The following is an 18,255-nucleotide window of genomic DNA, read 5'->3' as shown; positions in this document are numbered from 1 at the left end:
TGGCAGTCCTGCTGCTCCTCAGCGGTGCAGTCCTGATCGTCCTGGGACAGAACGACTAGCCCTTTGAGGCCGAACGACGCTGTTGCCAGCATCAATCGCGACGGCCAGTTCCAGGCCCTGAGCAAAAGAAATAGTGACGCCGCCGAGGTCCCGCCAATCATTCTCAGGACCTCCCTGCAGCTCACGGTGACCTGCGTCAGATCGAAAGGATTTCTATGAAAAAAGTGCTAGTGCTGGTCACCACAGCTTTGCTGCTCAGCGGCTGTGTCGTGTATCCGAACGGCTACTACGACGACGGATACAGAAAACCCCACCCTCATGGGTGCCCACCTGGGCAGGCCAAGAAAGGCAACTGCTAGCACTGAACCTCGCTGTGCTCAGCCCATAAGCACTTGCAGGCATGAATCCATCTGATTGACCGTCATTGGCCCACCATGGAGCCACCGTCGACACAGGCTGACTGCCGGCACAGACCGGGACCAGGCGGTCACCAACTAAGGCAAATTTTCTAGACGACGCAGAGCCACCAGTTGCCATATCGACAGAATGAATGTTGCCAGCATCAACGCAATCGACATGGGCTGAATGAACGACTCGCTGCCTTGGAAGAAGAAAAACGCGTGAATGCCTACGGTTAAAAGGCCGAGACAGGCCAAGAGCTTGTAGTAAGGCAAGCCGGTTTTCAGGTTGGCGACAACCCGGCTGTGCGAGTACATGACCAATCCAATGATTGGAATATTGAGGAGCAGGTTGATTTGATTGCCGCCAGGAATGAGGAACAGCTCCCATTCATGCCAGTAGGCTGCGTCAATTTGATGCGTGATCAGGATGGTGGCATTTGCCAGAAAAAGAAGGCGAAGGCGGTCTTGCATGGGCATTGACAGTGCTTCTGTCTATTTTGCCGACATAAAGACTACCCTGGCCGGACTCTTCAACCAATTCAATCGGGGATAGCCTCTCACGACCAAGAGCGATCGGTCATGAGCATTTGCGGACCGCTCGGGCTGAACTTGAGCAAGTGACTTTGACGCCTTGACGCAGGCTGCTCCCCATACAGTCAACGTGCCCCAAACCAGCCGTTGCCCGCAAACCCGTCAGATCCGGCCACGGGAAGACTGCACAGGCCAAGCATTCACTGCCGCAACCAATCCGCAAGAATTCGATTGCCGATGCCTGCTTGGTATCCACTTTCACCGGTCAAGCATCGCCGGTTGGCTGAATGCGTCAGCTCGTCGCGAATGCAGACAGTCTGTTGCCTCGGCCAACTCCATGTAGATATGGACTCAACGCACGATCAAAACCGGCATCCGTGCCAAGCGCAAGACTTTGCAAGTCACAGACCCGAGCAGTACGGCTTCTGTTGCCGTTAGCCCGTGGGAGCCGATGCAAATACCGAAGCAGCCAAGAGATTCAGCCAAACCCACGATAGCGATTGCATCATCACCCATGACGACATGAAGATGCCAGGGGACAAGGGTAGCTGATTCTGCGAGCGCTCGGCGCGCCCGGGCCGTGGCTGCCCAGCCGTATCGACCCAACTCGGTTTCCGCAGCCTCTTTGCTCAACCAGGGCTGCACATTCACGAGGTCAAGCATGCTGCCTTGCCCCATTGCCACCAAACGGGCACCAACGGCAACAGCACGCGAAGAGCATGCAGAGCCGTCCACTGCCACCAGCCAACGTTCGCCACCGGTATTTGCACAACTGCACTTGCCTTTCCACGTCAATGAAATCAGCCTGCCAAGGCTATCGCGCCGCTCGAGATCAGGCGCAGGCATGAGTGCAGGCATCGCTGCATCGCTCATAGAACACTCCTTGAAGATTTTCGGCCTGAGAGCTTCACGCTAAGCAGCACGGAAATCAGGACAATCGAGCCAACAATGAGTAGCGACCAATGCACGGGCATATGAAACCAGGGCATCATCAGCATCTTGCCCCCGATATAGATCAGTACCAGAGCAAGGCCGTACTTGAGCAGATGGAAGCGTTCGGCCATGTCGGCCAGCAGGAAGTACAGCGCCCTCAAACCCAGTATCGCGAAGATATTGGATGTAAAAACGATAAATGGGTCGGTGGTGACAGCGAAGATGGCTGGAATACTATCCACGGCAAAGACTAGGTCACTCGCCTCAATCATCAGAAGCACCAAGAACATCGGTGTTGCATGAAGCAATCCATCGATGCGTACGAAAAACGACTGGCCGTGAAAGCCTGGCGCTATACGCATGTGGCAGCGCAACCAGCGTAGCAGTGGATTCTTTTCCAGATCGGGCTTTTGCTCAGCCATGATCAACATCTTGCCGCCCGTGACCACGAGCAGCAGCCCAAAAACGTAGAGCACCCACTCAAACTCGGAAACGAGCCAGATTCCGCCAAGAATCATTGCTGCCCGCATCACGATCGCTCCAAGAACCCCATACAGCAGCACGCGTCGCTGCAACTCTGGCGGGACAGCGAAGTAGGTAAAGATCATCACGAAGACGAACATGTTGTCTACCGACAATGCCTGCTCGATGAGGTAGCCGGTAAAGAATTCAAGTGCCTTGCGATTGGCAATTTCACGACCTGCGGTAGCGTCCAAATACCACCACAACAACGCGCCGAATGTGGTGGCAAGAGCCACCCAGGTGGCAGTCCAGCTTGCCGCTTCCTTGGCCGACACGCGGTGAGCCTTGTTTCCTCCGAGGACAAATAGATCCAGGCCCAGCATGATGAGCACAAAGACAATGAAGCCGATCCACATCGGGCCGGTTGCCAAGGTTTCGATGTTGTGCATGAAATGGCCCCAAGCGTTTGCTTCTTTGCCTTGAGATACTGCTTGCACCATGGGCCGCTGACATGCCCCGGCCAACCGCAGAGACAAGGCGAAACAACGGCGTAGCGAGGGCAGTGCGAGCGGCTCTCAACGTCGCTGTCGAGCTCTTAACTGGAAGCCATCCATAGAGCCACAATGCCCGCTCCGGCACCGACTCCCGCTGGAATACCAATGCGCTCCAGCTTCGAGGCAGGCTCGCCCGGGATCACCTCTACAGGCACGCTGGTTCGCTCCAGCACCTGATTCGTCACTGAATTCTCGATAAGACGCACCAAGGAACTCTTTCGCGCCGTGCTCATGACAATCAGGTCGCAATGAAGCCTGCGCGCGACATCCACAATGCAGTCAACCTTGTTGCCGACTTCCGAGTGGACAGCATATGGAATCCCGGCGGCATCCAGCATTTGCCGAGTGGTCAAGAGCGCCGACTCCGTCTGCTCATGATGAAACTCCATCCGGTCACTCCTGCTTGAGTAATCGGTGATGAGTTTCGAGAATGGCGGCTGCACGTTCAGGAGATGAATCTCCAGATCTTCGCTCTTCCTGAACTCGTCGATCACGTGACGTATTGCAAACAACGAATTGGCTGATCCGTCTGACGGGACAAGAACTCTCAGCATGGTGCTTCTCCTTTGAGGTGAGCTGCTTGGTGCAGTGACTCACCTGAGTGGATCCTCGTTCAAAGACTGCTTGCGCCTTCTGATTCGAAGGTTCTCCGCCGAGCACTTCTCCTGGCCCTGGACAACACCAACAATAGCGATGCAGCAATTTAATAAAAGCAGATAATTTGGAAGCAATAGCTCCGAAAAGCCGAACAATGAGCCCTGGCTTCAGTTACAGGCACCTTTACTATTTTTGGGTTGTCGCCAAAGAAGGAGGCATGGCCCGTGCTGCCGAGCGCCTGGGCATGGCTGTACAAACTGTTAGCACCCAAGTTCGTGAGCTGGAGCGGTCACTGGGCTATGCACTGCTCAAACCTGCAGGGCGAGGCGTTGTCCTGACAGACGCAGGACTTGCCGCCATGCGGCAGGCAGAGCAAATCTTCCAGCTAGGGGAGCAGCTGCCTGCGGTAGTGCGTGACGCAGTGGGCATGCCGACCATGCGTTTGATCGTCGGCATCGCCGACGAGTTGCCCGAACTGGCGGTGCGAAGCCTGATGCAACCTGTGATGCAGGAACCCCATCTTCGACTTTTGTGCTTGGTTGACGAATTCGAGGATTTGCTGGGTGACCTGGCTTTGCATCGACTTGATGTCGTTCTGGCCGACCGTGCCGCTCCTCCAAATCCCAACCTCAAGGTCTATAGCCACTCTCTGGGCTCATCCCCATTGGCCTGGTATGCACCTGCATCCTTGTTTGCAGCAGCTCGGCAAGACTTTCCGCAGTCTCTGGCCAAAGTCCCCGTGCTTCTGCCAACGGCCCATGCAGCAGTGCGCGCAAGGCTTGATCAGTGGTTTGAACGAGAGTCCATCAAACCGCATGTCATAGGCGAGTTCGAGGACAGTGCATTGCTCAAGACGTTTGGAGCAGCTGGCATGGGTGTCTTTCCAATGGCCAGCTTGGTTCACGAAGACTTGACGACCCGATATGAGGTGAAGCGTTTGGGCGATTGCGAGGGTGTGGAGGAACACTTCTTCGCGATTGGTGCAAGCAGGAAGGTGCTACATCCTCTGGTGCAAAAGCTATTTTCGACAAGAGGCTAGATTTCCTCGTAAAGCAAGCGCTCAGCACTGTCGGCGAATCGAGGTGTAGTGAAGTTCGCGCCTGCGATCCAAAACCGTCTATGGCCGAAATCCCCAAGAGCCATCAAAGCAGACTGTTGTGAAATGTGAAGAAAGCGCTGTGCTGACTTATTCAAGCACAATCTTTACAAGTTCGGTATCACCAGTGCAGGTGCTTAGACAATATGAAATCAACTCATTGGTTTGCTATTGATCGCAGTCACTTCTCCAGCATTTCCTATGCAATGCTCTTCGTGGCTGGAGCAATTGCGCTCTCGATGGCGGCGATCTGCGCGGCAGCTCTTTATCAAAGTCGGCTGGACACGATGAAGCACGCGGTGGAAACATCGCGTAATGTGGCTCTTCTCGCCGAAAATGATGTGGTTCGAAATCTCGAACTCTATGCGCTGTCATTGCAGGCCGTGATTGATGGGTTGAACGATCCCGAAGTGATGGCGGCATCGCCGCACCTGCGCGAAGTTGCCTTGTTCGACAAAGCTGCGACTGCATCCTATTTGGGATCAATTCTGGTCTTGGATACCGAGGGAAACATTGCCATCGATGCACGAAAAGTCAAACCAGACAATGTCAACTTCTCCGGCCATGATTTCTTCACCGTGCATCGAGAAAATTCCGGCAAGGGGCTCTATGTGGGAGACCCATACGCATCACCGCTGCATGGCGGCGCCTTGAGCATTCCTCTGAGCCGTCGGCTTTCTCATGCAGACGGCTCTTTCGCAGGCGTAGTGCTGATCGATGTCCAGCTTGAATATTTCAGAAAACTATTTTCCGGGCTGTCGCTGGGTGAGAATGGATCGCTTGCATTGATAAGAAAAGATGGCGCGATGATGATGCGCCAACCCTTTGATGCCAAGGTCATAGGACGCAATATACGAAACGCAAGCACATTCAAGCGGTTCACTGCTGAGCCTGAGGGCAGCTTTTCAGATATTTCCTACCTTGATGGCACTCATCGCCTGTACTATTTCAAGAATCTTCCGAGCTTGCCGTTCATTATCATGGTCGCGAAAGCGCACTCCGATATTTTCACGGCTTGGCGACAACGTGCACTGATCATTGCCTGTCTGATGGGGGTGCTCACAGCAGCCTTTATCGGCTTGTCCTTTGCTTTCGTGACACAGCTCAAGCGACGAATACGCGCCGAGTCGGAGTTGGCCTTGCTAGCTCGAACCGATGGGCTGACGGGCTTGAACAACCGCCGCAGACTCGACGAAATGCTGGATCAGGAATGGCACCGGGCAAGACGAAACCATAGTATTTTTTCATTGCTATTCGTCGACATTGACAGGTTCAAGGTCTACAACGACACATACGGACACCAAGCTGGGGATGACGTCATCGCAACCATAGCCAAATGCATTGGTGACAGTATTCGCAGGCCAGGAGATATCGCAGCTCGTTATGGAGGCGAGGAGTTCATCGTTGTTTTGCCGGATACATCTCTAGAGGGCGCGTCATGCATTGCGGAAAACATCCGCGCCGCCGTTTCGCAACTCTCTATCGAGCACTCAGGAAGCGAATTCGGCTACATCACAGTCAGCATCGGTTGTGCGGCATGGGAGCCAGAACACGATGCAGATGTAGCCTCGGTGATCCGTTCAGCCGATGAGGCGCTATACAAGGCCAAGACGACAGGTCGCAACAAAGTTGTTGTATTCACCAAAACTCCGACACAGCGAGCAGCAGACTTTCGGGACACAACGCAAAGCCATAGCCAGTCCCTGATCTGAATCCGTCATGGAGGCGGCACCGGTGCTGATGCTCGATGAATCTAAGAAAGAATGACGAAAGGTTGCAATGCCGCTCGACAATGTCTGCTTGCCCTGGCTGCAGCAAAGGCTGCAACGGCTCAGAAGCTGTCTGTCACAAACTTCAGCTTCTGCGCTGGTGAGCTGCATTACGATCAACGCGAAAACTGCCACTACATTCCCAGCGAACCACTCGATCGACATCGAGTTGAGGAGCAGGCTGCATGTGCATTGGCTGCTCAGGTTCCCGGTCGCCACAGGCAATGTTGAAAGGCCATGCTCAGCCTGATTGCTGGAGCGTGATCTGCGAGCTCAAGGGTTCCAGGCTGAGAGCACTGCTGCCACCGGCCCTGCGGGCATTGTGAATGCGGCGCCAGCTACGCATCTAACGGTCAATTCAGCAGGAGTGAAGAGATGTCATATATCGATGGTTTCGTGATCGCTGTCCCCACCGCCAACAAGCAGAAGTTCATCGAGCACGCGCGCAAGCTCGACCCGATATTCATCGAGCTGGGCGCAATCAGGGTGATCGAGGCTTGGGGAGATGACGTCCCCGATGGCAAAGTTACCGACTTCCGCCGCTCGGTTCAGGCCACGGCCGAGGAGACAGTGGCTTTTTCATGGGTCGAATGGCCGGACAAGGCCACGCGCGACGCAGCCATGAAGAAGATGATGGAAGACCCGCGCATGGACCCATCCGCCCCCGGCAATCCGCCCATGCCCTTCGACGGCAAGCGCATGATCTTTGGGGGTTTCGAACAAGTCGTCGAAGTGAAGCCCTGAAGTCTGATGTTCAGCTCATTGAGCTGTCAGGTTCAAGCCCAGGCGACATCCCCCTCTCACCAGTTGCTTGATGCAATGCAGCCTGGTCTCCACCTAGCTGCGCCGGTGATCCCTGCGGCAGTCTCCTCATTGCGATGCACAAAGACATCGCCCTTGCGCATCCGGGCATTCTCTCTAGGGGGAGTGATGGGTGTGGCGGGGCGACATGCAGGGGGCTGTGCGTCATGAACTCCAAGAGCCGTGACGATCAACCGCAACTCATCGCCGTGGGTTGCGCCTGCAATTGCGGCAGTACCGCCACCCCGGGAATTTGAGTCCGGTGGGCTCAGCAAGCAGAAGCAGCCCGCCCTCACTGGATTGATGCGCCACTTGCCGATACCGGCTATCGCCACCTCCGGCACAAAGCCGGCAGCTGAGCGCTGCCTTGTACTGCGTCCAGTTGGTGCTCGATAGCGGGGCTGGACTGCTGCGGCGACACTGATTGATTCAACAATGCCGCCGCAAGCATCTGCCAGATGCGCCCTTTAATGACGGAAGCACCTGGGCACACATGGGCATCCATATGTGGCCGGGTGCATGCCAATCGTGCTTATTTGGGAGAGAACAGGAAGTTCATCACATCGCCGTCCCTGACGATGTACTCCTTGCCTTCGGCGCGCATCTTGCCGGCGTCCTTGGCACCTTGTTCGCCCTTGAAAGCGACGAAGTCTTCAAAGGCAATGGTCTGGGCACGAATGAAACCGCGCTCGAAGTCACCGTGAATCACGCCCGCAGCCTGGGGAGCCGTAGCGCCGACACGCACAGTCCAGGCACGCACTTCCTTTTCACCGGCAGTGAAATAGGTCTGCAGGCCCAGCAGCTTGAAGCCAGCACGGATCAGGCGGTTCAGGCCAGGCTCTTCCAGACCCAGCTCCTGCAGGAACATATCGCGGTCTTCGTCTTCCATCTCGGCCATCTCGGCCTCGATCTTGGCGCAGATGGCGACCACGGGTGCGCCCTGAGCTTCTGCATATTCCTTGAGACGATCCAGAAAAGGATTGTTTTCAAAGCCGTCTTCGGACACGTTGCCCACAAACATGGCGGGCTTGGCAGTGATCAGGCAGAAAGGCTTGAGCAGGGGCGCATCTTCCTTGGACACCGACACCACACGGGCGGGCTTGCCTTCATTCAGGGCTGCCTGAATGGGAGTCAGCAGTGCCACCAGCTTGGCGGCTTCCTTGTCGTTACCGGACTTGGCGGCCTTGCTGTAGCGATTCAAAGCCTTTTCCACCGTGGCCAGGTCGGCCAGGCACAGCTCGGTCTGGATGACTTCGATGTCGGAAATCGGGTCCACCTTGCCCGCCACGTGAATCACGTTGGGATCTTCAAAGCAGCGCACCACGTTGACGATGGCATCGGTTTCACGGATATGGGCCAGGAATTGGTTGCCCAGTCCTTCGCCCTTGGAAGCACCAGCCACCAGGCCGGCGATGTCCACGAATTCCACGATAGCGGGAACGATGCGCTCGGGCTTGACGACCTCGGAGAGCTGATCCAGACGCGGATCGGGCACTTCCACCACGCCGGTGTTGGGCTCGATCGTGCAGAAGGGATAGTTCTCGGCGGCGATGCCGGCCTTGGTCAGGGCGTTGAAAAGAGTGGACTTGCCCACGTTGGGCAGGCCCACGATGCCGCATTTGAGGCTCATGGAAATTCCTTATGTATCAATGCACTATCGAGCACCACACCCATGTGGCGGAAGTGCCCGATCCGCATCGTCGCGAATCCGGTTCTTTTGAAGCGTGACCCATAGGCACTCTGTTCACCCAGAGTTTCGTCCCGGTTTGGCCACGGAAAGCCCCCGATTGTAATGACCCGGCAATCTCTGCTCATCTGCGGTAGATTGCGCCACTGTTCCGGCCAGAAGGCAAAAAAGCCTGCGCAAAGACAGGCCTGGGAGAAAAAGTCCGGGAAATGTCGGATCAATCAGCGGTCAACGCCGGCGAACTCTGTCGCATGGGGCCAAACAGTTGCTCCAGCCCGGCCGTCTCCTCCAGCCGTCGGAACTGGGATTGCGGACTGCACAGATATTTGGTCATGCAGGGAGTCCGACAGCTGCGCATCAAGGCGGGCACCTTCTGGGCAAACTCCAGCACCCAGTCTCCGGCCTCACAGCCAATATGGCCATGACCGTCCGGCAGACAGAAATCTCTGTCGGGGGCACGAAAAGACAGGCGAGCGATCTTTCCGGCAAAAGCACTGCTGCCGGTGAGAACCACGAAATCGCCAGATTTGAATTCAGCCATGTCGCCCTCCCCCTCATTGCTGCTGCCAATGGCCTTATTGGACACTGGTTCTGCTGCATCACTATTACAGGGATGCCCCAAGTCTTTGAGGGTCAAAGGCCTACACCCTCAATCAAAGCGCAGATTGCCCGCCAGTTGCTGACCCACAGCCAGCTCTGCTGCAGCATCCGCAACGTCCGGCAGACCCAGCACCATGGCATTCATACCAAAAGTAATAGCACCATCCACGCGCGGATTTTGGCGATAGCTGGAAATTGAATATCCCACTGCCGTGCCGGGTACGGCGGTGTCGGGATCTATATCGGGAATCGGGCAGCGCGTACAGGGCTTGCAGGGCAGCAGGCTCAGACCGGGCAACTGGGGCAGATCCAGCTGTTCCACACGATCTTCATCATGGGCTTCGATATCGGCAATCACGATATTCGGACGAAAGCGCCGCGCATCGACAGCAGCCTCGCCGGCCTGCGTCAGTCGCTGATTGAGCTCGTCCACGGCCGACTGGCTGAGCAGCAGCAAAGGGTAGCCGTCGGCAAAATGCACCGGAGCGTCGCCATCGCCCACCCAGCGTTCGCTGGCCCGGCGCGGTTGCGAATTATCAAAGCGCACCAGATGGCAGTCCTGCGCCAGAGCCCGGCTCAGCCAGCTGCGTGCAGGCGCGGCCCATTCGCCGAGGTCCCAGGCATCGACCGTATCCTTCCAGACCCGCGCACGGCATTTGCTGCCCTGTACCAGCAAAGGAGTCTGCAAGCTGTCCATACCCGGAAAATGCAGCAGCAAGTATTCATCCGTAATCTCGGGCCTGATCAGCGCCATGCGCGGATGACTGCGCTGGGTCAAGAAATCGCCATTGGCATCGACCACCATCCAGTGCCTGTCCCATTGCAGGCCATGGCGCGAGAGCGCGGCCTTCGGCACGGCAATACCGGCGCAGGATTTGACGGGGTAGATCCACAGTTCGGCAATCCGGCCCTGCACGTCATAGGCGGTGTCGGTCATCACATCTCCTTCGATTACGGATTCATCTCTCATTTTGCCCTCTAGTCCCTGCTTGACCTGCACAGCCCGCTATCAACAACATAGTTGGCTGCGGTCGGCGACCGCATGGCATGAGGTTTCCTCTATGGGCGCAGGCCCTGCCCGCGCCTCCTACAATGCCGGACATGGCGCAAACCTTTGATGTATGTATTCGTGGAGCCGGCATTGTGGGCCGGACCTTGGCTCTTTTGCTGGCGCGTGAGCGTCTGCGTGTGGCGCTGGTGGCGCCGCCACAGCCTCGATCCCCGCAAAAGGATGTGCGCGCCTATGCGCTCAATGCCAGTTCCAGGGCCGTGCTGCAGTCGTTGCGCTGCTGGCCTGACGACGAGGATGCCACGCCCGTGGTCGGCATGCAGGTGTTTGGCGATCTGGACGGCCAGGTTCAGTTCGACGCAGCTTCTCAGGAAGTGCCAGCACTGGCCTGGATTGTCGATGTCCCCGCGCTGGAGCAGCGCCTGGCCGAGGCCGTGCGCTATCAACCCCAGGTGGAAATCGTCAAGGAACCGGTGGAGGCCGCACTCACCGCCGTCTGCGAAGGCCGCTCCAGCAGCACGCGCACCGAATTCGGCGTGGATTTCTCCGTCACGCCCTATTCCCAGCACGCCATTGCCACCCGGTTGAGCTGTGAGCTGCCGCATGGCGGCATTGCACGTCAGTGGTTCACGCCGGAAGGAATCCTGGCCTTTCTGCCCATGGGCGGGCCCGACGGTCACGAAGTGGCCGTTGTCTGGTCGCTGGAGCAATCGCTGGTGCCTGACTGGCTGGAAAGCGACGAAGAGAGCTTTACCACCCGCCTGCAGTCCATCAGCCAGGATGCGCTGGGCCAGCTGGAGCTGGTGGCCGAGCGCGCCACCTGGCCTCTGCAGCAGGCTGTAGCCGATCGTTGGTGCGGACCGCTGGACAGGAACAGCCAACAAAGCTGGGTGCTGGCAGGTGACGCCGCCCACAACGTCCACCCGCTGGCCGGCCAGGGTCTGAACCTGGGCCTGGGCGATGTGCAGACTCTGGCACGCATCCTTCAGGAGCGCGACTACTGGCGCAGCCCCGCCGATCTGAAGCTGCTGCGCCAGTACGAGCGTGAGCGCAAGGCATCTCTGGCCCCCATGGGCCTGGCCATGGACGGGCTGCAGCAGCTGTTTGCCCGTCCCGAAGTGCCTGTGCAGATGCTGCGCAACTGGGGCATGAAGGGCTTTGAGCGCAGCGGCCTGCTCAAGTCCTGGATGGCCAAGCAGGCCATGGGTCTGCTCTGAGACGCGGGCTCAGGGAACCCTTGGCTCAGTCCGTACTCCAAGCAACAGCCCTGCCATCCATGCATAGTGGATGGCAGCCGATCTCATTCTTTCCACGCTGCAGCGCGCTGCAGCCCACGACATCTTCCATGAAACTTGTTGCCTGCCTGCTGGCCACCGCCAGCCTGACCTTCGGCCTGAGCGTGCATGCCCAGGATGCCAACCTCAAGAAGACGCTGACCGAGCGCATTCCCCAGCTCGAGAAAATCGACGAGGTGCGCTCCACCCCCATGAGCGGCCTGTACGAAGTACGCGTGGGCACGGACATCTTCTACACCGATGCCAAGGGCAACTATCTGATTCAGGGCGAGCTGATCGACACCAAGGCGCGCCGCAATCTGACCGAAGACCGCATGACCCAGCTCACGGCCGTGGACTTCAAGCAGTTGCCCATCAAGGACGCCATCACCATCGTGCATGGCAAGGGCGAGCGCAAGATGGCCGTGTTTGAAGACCCGAACTGCGGCTACTGCAAGCGCTTTGAGAAAGACCTGCAGAGCGTGGACAACGTCACCGTCTACCTCTTCCTCTACCCCATCCTGAGCCCGGACTCGGCCGAGAAGTCGCGCAATATCTGGTGCGCCAAGGATCAGGCCAAGGCCTGGCATGAGCAGATGCTGAACAGCAAGAACGCACCAGCCGCCCAGTGCGACCCTGCCGCCATCCAGCGCAATCTGGCTTTCGGCCGCAAGTACAAGATCACCGGCACGCCCACCGTGATTTTTTCCAACAATGTGCGCGTGCCCGGCGCTATCTCGGCTGCCGAGGTCGAAAAGCACCTGGCCGTCGCCAAGTAATCCCTGTCTCATTGCCGGAGCAGCGTGCATCTGATGAAATTTCAGGCACGCTGCGATAGGTTCGCATGCTCCGGCCCGCATTTCTGGAGCTGCCATGACCTCTGCCCCCAATGCCTGCGGCATTCGCCCCGACATCCGCTTTGCCGTGCAGGCCAGCGCGGTGGACGCCCATCTTTTCGATGTGGAGCTGCATATCGCCCAGCCTGCGGCACAGCAGTTGCTGTCGCTGCCGGTGTGGATTCCGGGCAGCTATCTGGTGCGCGAGTTTTCCAAGAACCTGCAGGGCGTGAAGGCCACGCAGAACGGTCAGCCCGTGGCCGTGCAACAGCTCAGCAAGAATCAATGGAAAATCTCCTGTAACGCCGATGCAGATTGCGTTATCAGCTATCAGGTTTGCGCCTATGACACCTCGGTGCGCACGGCCTGGCTGGATCGCCGGCGCGGTTTCTTCAACGGCACCAGCCTGTGCCTGCGCGTGCATGGTCAGGAAAACCGCCCCCATGCGCTGGAGCTGCTCGGCAGCCCCGCCACGCAGGACTGGCAGGTGGCCACCGGCCTGACGCCCGCACAAATCGATGCCAACGGCTTCGGCCTCTACACGGCAGCCCACTACGACGAGCTGGTGGACTGCCCCGTGGAGATGGGCCGGTTCTGGCGCGGCAGCTTTGTAGCCGGAGGCGTGCCCCACGAGTTCGTGGTGGCCGGTGCCGCGCCCAGCTTTGATGGCGAGCGCCTGCTGGCCGATACGCAAAAGATCTGCGAGGCCGAGATCGCCTTCTGGCATGCCGACGGCAGCCAGCTGCCCATGGATCGCTATGTCTTCATGCTCAATGTGGTGGATGACAACTATGGCGGCCTCGAGCACCGCAACAGCACGGCATTGATCTGCGGCCGCCGCGATCTGCCGCGCAAGGGTGAGGCCAAGGCCGGCGAGGGCTATAACACCTTGCTGGGCCTGATCAGCCACGAGTACTTCCACACCTGGAACGTCAAGCGCCTGCGCCCGACCGAACTGGCCCGCTACGACTACGAGCAGGAGAACTACACCGAGCTGCTGTGGTTCTTTGAAGGCTTCACCAGCTACTACGACGATCTGTTCCTGCGCCGCGCCGGACTGCTGGACAACAGCCAGTACCTCAAGCTCGTCACGCGCACCATCAACCAGGTGCTGCAAACGCCGGGCCGCCTGGTGCAGTCCGTGGCCGAGGCCAGCTTCGACGCCTGGGTCAAGTACTACCGCCAGGACGAGAACACCGCCAATCACACGGTCAGCTACTACACCAAGGGCTCGCTGGTCGCTCTGTGCCTCGATCTGGCGCTGCGCGCCAACGGCACCAGCAGCCTGGACGATGTGATGCGCGGCCTGTGGCGCAGCAGTGAAGGCGGCCCCATCAGCGAAGCCGATGTGCTGGCAGTGGTCAGCGAAGTGGGCAACCCTGAGATTGCCGGACAGCTGCAAGCCTGGGTACATTCCACCGAGGACCTGCCGCTGCGCGAGCTGCTGGTCCTGCATGGCATCAAGAGCAAGGCCGAGCCCGCACAGTTGGCGCAGAAACTGGGTCTGCGTGTCCAGGAAAACCACAGCGTGCAGATCAAGACCGTGCTGCGCGGCGGCGCTGCCGAGCAGGCCGGCATGATGGCTGGAGACGAGTGGCTGGCCGTCGAGGCCGATGGTCAGCGCTGGCGCATCAGCAAACTGGACGATGTGCAGCTGTACGCGGCCGGCTCCAATCAGCTCACGGCCTGGGTAGCACGCGACCAGCAGATTCTGCAGCTGACGCTGAACACGGGCAGCCTGCTCGCCAAAGCCGCCAGCGAGGATGCAGATAGCGCCAGCCCCATCAGCAATCTGGGGCTGGAAATCAGCGACAAGGCCGCCGCAGAGCGCTGGCTGACGGGCATTGCGGCCTGAGCCCGGCCCCAAAGTGGCGCTGCAGCGCGACAGCTGGCAGCCAGACTCAGCGGTTATTCTTGGCAGCAGCCATTCATTCTTTAGCAGGAGACAAACTTGGCCTACGAAACCATCGAAGTCCGCGTGGAAGCGGACAAAGTCGGCGTCATCACGCTGAACCGTCCCAAGCAGCTCAATGCCCTGAACGACCAGCTCATGGACGAACTGGGCGATGCGCTCAGGAAGTTCGATGCCGACAAAAGCATTGGCTGCATGATCATCACCGGCAGCGAACGCGCCTTTGCCGCCGGTGCCGACATCGGTGCCATGGCCAAGTACAGCTTTGCCGACGCCTATGGCGGCGACTACATCACGCGCAACTGGGAAACCATTCGCAGCATCCGCAAGCCCGTGATTGCCGCCGTCGGCGGCTTTGCCCTGGGCGGCGGCTGCGAGCTGGCGATGATGTGCGACTTCATCATCGCTGCCGATAACGCCAAGTTCGGCCAGCCCGAGATCAAGCTGGGCGTGATTCCCGGTGCCGGCGGCACGCAGCGCCTGCCCCGCGCCGTGGGCAAATCCAAGGCCATGGACATGGCTTTGACCGCCCGCATGATGGATGCCAGCGAGGCCGAGCGCGCCGGTCTGGTCAGCCGCGTCGTGCCTTTTGACAAGCTCATGGAAGAAGCTCTGGGTGCGGCCATCATCATCAGCGGCTTCTCCCAGCTGGCCGTGATGGCTGCCAAGGAATCCGTGAACCGTGCATTCGAGAGCGGCCTGTCCGATGGTGTGATGTTCGAGCGCCGCCTGTTCCATGCCCTGTTTGCCACCCAGGACCAGAAGGAAGGCATGGACGCGTTTGTGAACAAGCGCCCCGCCCACTTCACCCATCAGTAAGCACCAGATTTTTCGCAAGAAATTTCAGAAAACCACTTGAAGCAGCCATTTTTTGCATATAATCGCTGTCTTCGGTCGTATAGCTCAGTTGGTTAGAGCGCAGCATTCATAATGCTGATGTCGTAGGTTCAAGTCCCACTACGACCACCAAACAGGAAACCGCAGTGCTTGCAAAAGCACTGCGGTTTTTTCTTTATCCCTGAGACCGCTGCAGGCCGCACACAAAAAATCCCAACTTGGCTGCCAAGGCCATTTCTTCCTATACAATTGCGGGCTGTCGGTCGTATAGCTCAGTTGGTTAGAGCGCAGCATTCATAATGCTGATGTCGCAGGTTCGAGTCCCGCTACGACCACCAAATCCAGGCCCCAGTTGCTCACGCAGCTGGGGCTTTTCGCTTTTTACAGAGGCGACATTGCGCCGCACTGCTCTTTCTGCCCCGCAGAAATCAACGCAGTCCGCGCCGCCATGCTCCAGCCGCTCAAACCTCCCCTTCAAGGACTTTTTCGTGCCCGTTGCACCTCAAGGATGCTGCACGCACGCTGCGTGCCCGCGCGCTGGTCTTGCGCCCAGCGAGGGCCTGCTTTTTTCTGCAAAAGCCGGCCTGCAGGCACCCACAGTCCGTCTTCGCTCAAGGACTCTCCCGTGACCATACAAACCACAGGCGCCGTGGCAGGCACAGCCGCGCCCGCCGCTCCAACAGAAGTCAACGGATACAGCTGGAAAGCACTCATGGGTTCGGCCGTCGGCTACGCCATGGACGGCTTTGACCTGCTGATTCTGGGCTTCATGCTCTCGGCCATCTCCAAGGACCTGAACCTCACGCCCGGCCAGGCCGGCTCTCTCGTGACCTGGACCTTGATCGGCGCCGTCTTCGGGGGCATCGTCTTCGGCATGCTCAGCGACAAATACGGCCGCATCCGCGTGCTGACCTGGACGATCGTGCTGTTTGCCGTCTTTACCGGCCTGTGCGCATTTGCACAAGGCTACTGGGACTTGCTGATCTACCGCACCATTGCCGGCATCGGCCTGGGCGGAGAGTTCGGCATCGGCATGGCCCTGGCCGCCGAGGCCTGGCCCGCACGCCATCGCGCACGCGTCTCGTCCTATGTGGCGCTGGGCTGGCAACTCGGCGTGCTGGGCGCAGCCATGCTGACCCCGCTGCTGCTGCCCTCCATCGGCTGGCGCGGCATGTTTCTGGTCGGCGTGATTCCCGCTGTCGTGGCCTGGGTCATCCGCAACAAGCTGCATGAGCCCGAAGTGTTCGTGGCACGCAGCAAGAAGGAGCAGCCCTCGGCCATGCAATGCCTGAAGCTGCTGATGAAGGACAAGGCCACGCGCAAGATCAGCCTGGGCGTGATCGTGCTGACCTCGGTGCAGAACTTCGGCTACTACGGCATCATGATCTGGATGCCCAGCTTTCTGTCCAAGCAGATGGGCTTCAGCCTGACCAAGTCGTCCATGTGGACGGCCGTCACCATCATCGGCATGTCGCTGGGTATCTGGGTCTTCGGCCAGCTGGCCGACCGCATCGGCCGCAAGCCCACTTTCCTGATCTTCCAGCTCGGCTCCGTGATCTCGGTGCTGGCCTATTCCCAGCTCACCGATGCCACGGCCATGCTGTGGGTGGGAGCCATCATGGGTCTGTGCGTCAACGGCATGATGGGCGGCTATGGCGCCGTCATCAGCGAAGCCTATCCCACCGAGGCCCGCGCCACGGCACAGAACGTGCTGTTCAACATCGGCCGCGCCGTCGGCGGCCTGGGCCCGGTCGTCATCGGTGCGCTGGCCATGGCCTACTCTTTCCAGGTGGCGATTGCGCTGCTGGCCGCCATCTATGTGCTGGACATGCTGGCCACGGTCTTTCTGATTCCCGAGCTCAAGGGCAAGGAACTTCATTAAAGATAGCTGCCATCGCAGACCCATCAAGCGCCAGAGCCTTATAGCCTGGCGCTTTTTTATTGCCACTGAGTCATCCCAAGGCAACAAGCCTCCGCTTGGGCGCCCGACGCAGGGGCAGCGGCCACACGAAGCGGGCATGTGTGGGGGCCGAGCACCTTATCTGCGCTGCCCGAACACTTCGCTGACCAGGTCCCGCAGCCACTGGTTCGCGGGCTCCTGCGCAAAGCGCCAGCTCCAGTGCAAAGAGACATTGAAAGCACTCTCTGGCAGATCGGCCTGCAGCACCACATATCCGCCCTGTGCTTCAAAGGTCTCGGCAATCTCGGCGGGCATGATGACGGCCAGATCCGTCTGATGCACGATGGAAGGCACGGCCATGAAGTGGGCCGCCGACAGCCTCACCTGATCCTGCAACTCAAGCTTGCGCAGAATGCGCAGCGTCTCGGAATGCGAGCGCACGGCCACATAGTCGAGCCCGCGCAAATGTTCAGCGCTCAGCCTCTCGGCCTTCAAACCCCTGAGCACCGGATGCGCCTGACGCAGCAACAGGGCGTAGTGGTCGGACAGCAGCACTTTCTGCTGCGTGCCCGTCACACCAGGCAGAAAGCCGATGGCGATATCCAGCGAGCCGCGATCCAGCGCATCGGCAATCTCGCCCATGGGCATGGGCAGGGTTTCGAGCTGCACATTAGGGGCCTTCTCACGCAAGGCCTGCATCAGCGGTGGCAGGAAGCGCGCCTCGCCGATGTCGCTGAGGTGAATGCGAAAGCACTGATTCGCCTGCAAGGGATCAAAACTGTGTGCCTCTGCCAAGGCCACCTCCAGCGTTGCCAGCGCAGTTCTTACCGCCTGGGCCAGCCGCTCGGCACGCGGCGTGGGGCGTACGCCCCCATGCATGCGTTCGAACAGCGGATCGCCCAGCAAATGGCGCAGCCGCGTCACCGCCTGACTGGCTGCGGGCTGGGAAAGACCCAGCTCCTGCGAAGCGCGGCTGACGCTGCCATGGCGGAACACCGCATCGAAAACACGCAAGAGATTGAGATCCAGACCTGATATATCCATTAAACGAATATC

Annotated in this window: 16 protein-coding genes and 2 tRNA genes; 10 read left to right on the top strand and 8 right to left on the bottom strand. The window is 58.9% G+C overall.

The features are described from left to right. Window positions 1-494: 494 nt before the first annotated feature. From AAIL66_RS21925 to AAIL66_RS21910, 4 genes are all read right to left on the bottom strand, one after another. Window positions 495-878, bottom strand: coding sequence for a DUF6713 family protein (locus AAIL66_RS21925; RefSeq protein ID WP_034357754.1), 384 nt, complete (start codon window positions 876-878; stop codon window positions 495-497). 405 nt (window positions 879-1,283) lie between these two features. Then, window positions 1,284-1,805 carry a universal stress protein gene (locus AAIL66_RS21920; protein WP_034357756.1) on the bottom strand — a complete coding sequence of 174 codons (522 nt, stop codon included), beginning with the start codon at window positions 1,803-1,805 and terminating at the stop codon, window positions 1,284-1,286. Then, complete coding sequence (locus AAIL66_RS21915; RefSeq protein ID WP_034357758.1) at window positions 1,802-2,776, bottom strand: TerC family protein; 975 nt, start codon at window positions 2,774-2,776, stop codon at window positions 1,802-1,804. Before AAIL66_RS21915 ends, AAIL66_RS21920 begins: the two co-directional genes overlap by 4 nt. Window positions 2,777-2,922: 146 nt before the next feature. After that, window positions 2,923-3,435, bottom strand: coding sequence for a universal stress protein (locus AAIL66_RS21910; RefSeq protein ID WP_034357759.1), 513 nt, complete (start codon window positions 3,433-3,435; stop codon window positions 2,923-2,925). A gap of 197 nt (window positions 3,436-3,632) precedes the next feature. Between AAIL66_RS21910 and AAIL66_RS21905 the strand changes: the two genes are divergently transcribed. The 3 genes from AAIL66_RS21905 to AAIL66_RS21895 all read left to right on the top strand — a co-directional run bounded on the left by AAIL66_RS21905 (window position 3,633) and on the right by AAIL66_RS21895 (window position 7,087). After that, on the top strand, window positions 3,633-4,517 hold the full coding sequence (locus AAIL66_RS21905) for a LysR family transcriptional regulator (protein WP_034357761.1): 885 nt from the start codon (window positions 3,633-3,635) through the stop codon (window positions 4,515-4,517). A gap of 203 nt (window positions 4,518-4,720) precedes the next feature. Beyond that, the gene (locus tag AAIL66_RS21900; RefSeq protein WP_343497746.1) at window positions 4,721-6,286 is read left to right on the top strand and encodes a sensor domain-containing diguanylate cyclase; all 1,566 of its coding nucleotides are present in this window, start codon (window positions 4,721-4,723) and stop codon (window positions 6,284-6,286) included. Between the two features lie 432 nt (window positions 6,287-6,718). Then, the gene (locus tag AAIL66_RS21895; RefSeq protein ID WP_003071059.1) at window positions 6,719-7,087 is read left to right on the top strand and encodes a DUF1428 domain-containing protein; all 369 of its coding nucleotides are present in this window, start codon (window positions 6,719-6,721) and stop codon (window positions 7,085-7,087) included. A 589-nt stretch (window positions 7,088-7,676) separates the two neighbouring features. On the opposite strand, the gene ychF is transcribed toward AAIL66_RS21895, so the two are convergent. The 3 genes from ychF to AAIL66_RS21880 form a co-directional block, all read right to left on the bottom strand. Further along, a complete protein-coding gene (gene ychF / locus AAIL66_RS21890; protein WP_003071057.1) occupies window positions 7,677-8,774 on the bottom strand; it encodes a redox-regulated ATPase YchF in 1,098 nt (365 codons plus the stop codon). A 274-nt stretch (window positions 8,775-9,048) separates the two neighbouring features. Next, a complete protein-coding gene (locus tag AAIL66_RS21885; protein ID WP_241781199.1) occupies window positions 9,049-9,468 on the bottom strand; it encodes a hypothetical protein in 420 nt (139 codons plus the stop codon). A 12-nt stretch (window positions 9,469-9,480) separates the two neighbouring features. Further along, window positions 9,481-10,368, bottom strand: coding sequence for an MOSC N-terminal beta barrel domain-containing protein (locus AAIL66_RS21880; protein WP_343497745.1), 888 nt, complete (start codon window positions 10,366-10,368; stop codon window positions 9,481-9,483). Window positions 10,369-10,532: 164 nt separating this feature from the next. On the opposite strand from AAIL66_RS21880, the gene AAIL66_RS21875 reads away from it, so the two are divergent. The 7 genes from AAIL66_RS21875 to AAIL66_RS21845 all read left to right on the top strand — a co-directional run bounded on the left by AAIL66_RS21875 (window position 10,533) and on the right by AAIL66_RS21845 (window position 17,181). Continuing rightward, window positions 10,533-11,657 carry an FAD-dependent monooxygenase gene (locus AAIL66_RS21875; RefSeq protein WP_174447016.1) on the top strand — a complete coding sequence of 375 codons (1,125 nt, stop codon included), beginning with the start codon at window positions 10,533-10,535 and terminating at the stop codon, window positions 11,655-11,657. Window positions 11,658-11,785: 128 nt separating this feature from the next. Further along, window positions 11,786-12,493 (top strand): DsbC family protein, encoded by a 708-nt coding sequence (locus AAIL66_RS21870; protein ID WP_034381286.1) that lies wholly within the window; start codon window positions 11,786-11,788, stop codon window positions 12,491-12,493. Between the two features lie 94 nt (window positions 12,494-12,587). After that, a complete protein-coding gene (locus AAIL66_RS21865; RefSeq protein ID WP_343497744.1) occupies window positions 12,588-14,405 on the top strand; it encodes a peptidase M61 in 1,818 nt (605 codons plus the stop codon). Between the two features lie 96 nt (window positions 14,406-14,501). Continuing rightward, on the top strand, window positions 14,502-15,281 hold the full coding sequence (locus AAIL66_RS21860) for an enoyl-CoA hydratase (protein ID WP_034394305.1): 780 nt from the start codon (window positions 14,502-14,504) through the stop codon (window positions 15,279-15,281). 73 nt (window positions 15,282-15,354) lie between these two features. Then, window positions 15,355-15,431: transfer RNA gene (locus tag AAIL66_RS21855), tRNA-Met, on the top strand. A gap of 129 nt (window positions 15,432-15,560) precedes the next feature. Then, a tRNA-Met gene (locus AAIL66_RS21850) sits at window positions 15,561-15,637 on the top strand. 374 nt (window positions 15,638-16,011) lie between these two features. Then, window positions 16,012-17,181, top strand: a complete 1,170-nt coding sequence (locus tag AAIL66_RS21845) for an MFS transporter (protein WP_012839789.1) — start codon at window positions 16,012-16,014, stop codon at window positions 17,179-17,181. Window positions 17,182-17,337: 156 nt separating this feature from the next. On the opposite strand, the gene AAIL66_RS21840 is transcribed toward AAIL66_RS21845, so the two are convergent. Continuing rightward, the gene (locus AAIL66_RS21840; protein WP_343497743.1) at window positions 17,338-18,243 is read right to left on the bottom strand and encodes a LysR family transcriptional regulator; all 906 of its coding nucleotides are present in this window, start codon (window positions 18,241-18,243) and stop codon (window positions 17,338-17,340) included. Between the last annotated feature and the right edge of the window lie 12 nt (window positions 18,244-18,255).

Source organism: Comamonas sp. F1-6, from assembly GCF_039581415.1.
In the GTDB taxonomy this organism is placed as follows: Bacteria; Pseudomonadota; Gammaproteobacteria; order Burkholderiales; family Burkholderiaceae_C; genus Comamonas; species Comamonas thiooxydans.
This window is presented reverse-complemented; position numbering and strand designations above follow the sequence as displayed.